This window comes from Streptomyces niveiscabiei (genome assembly GCF_001419795.1).
Lineage (GTDB): Bacteria > Actinomycetota > Actinomycetes > Streptomycetales > Streptomycetaceae > Streptomyces > Streptomyces niveiscabiei.
On record NZ_LIRL01001442.1, the window covers coordinates 254 to 1,273 of the forward strand.

1 pseudogene is annotated in these 1,020 nt (G+C 74.2%); it reads right to left on the bottom strand.

Going from position 1 to position 1,020, the window contains the following annotated elements:
• Positions 1-576 (bottom strand): annotated as a pseudogene (gene ssd / locus AOK24_RS52165) (septum site-determining protein Ssd); the annotation flags it as partial.
• Positions 577-1,020: the final 444 nt, after the last annotated feature.

Sequence of the window (1,020 nt, forward strand, 5' to 3'; positions counted from 1 at the left end):
CGGCGAGGACCGCGCGGACGGCCTGCGGCGGGACCGCGACGCAGTCCCCGCGATCCCAGCTGAGCACCCGCAGCGCGTGCAGCTCGGGCAGCGACTCCTCCAGCGCGCCCCCGCCGACCCGCCCCCGAGAGGCGGCGAAGGCGGGCCAGCGCAGCCCCTTCGCGGTCTCCCCGCCGAGCAGGACGTCGAGCCCGCCGCCGAGCGGGTCGGCGTCGACGAGGAGCGTGCGCAGCCCTTCCCGCGCGGAGGTCACCGCTAGGGCGCAGGCGAGGGTGGAGGCGCCGGCGCCCCCGCGCCCGCCGATGACGCCGACCGTGAGGGCGGGCCGCCCCACGCCCTCGGCGACGTCGGCGATCCGGTCGACGAGCCACTGCTCCCCGTCGGGCAGCACCAGCACGTGGTCGGCCCCGATCTCGACGGCGAGCCGCCACACGTCGGGGTCGTCCTGGTCGCGCCCGACGAGCACGACGCCCCTGCGGCGCGCGGAGTGCCGTACGCGCCGGGCGGCGTCGTCGCCGACGAGGATCAGCGGCGCGGACTCCCAGATGCCCCGGCGCTGCGGCAGCGCGGGATGCANNGCCGCAGCAGGTCGTCCAGCAGGCACACGTCCTCGGTGACGATGAGCGGCCTGCCCGGCCGCCCCGGAGCTGTGGACGGCGGGTCGTGTGTGACGGATCCGGACACGGTTTCCTCCCCCTTCTCGCAATCGACCGACATCGGCGGCCGGACGGAAACCGGCCACCCCCGCGTCCGAAAAGCGGAACGGGCCCGGAACTCGGCCCTGTCCGACGCGGTGGAATCACGATGCGGCGGCCCGGGAAATCGTGTGGATCTTGGTCGAAAACTGTGGATGCGGGACGGCCTGTGGATATCTCCGTCACCCGAACCGGTGAGCCCTCCGACTTCCGCTGACTTCCGGTCCGACTTCCCGTCCAGCTCCCGGTCCGACTTCCGACCGACTTCCCCACCCGGAAATCCCGACGGACTGTCGACAAAACCCCCGCCCCCACTCCCGCGAAG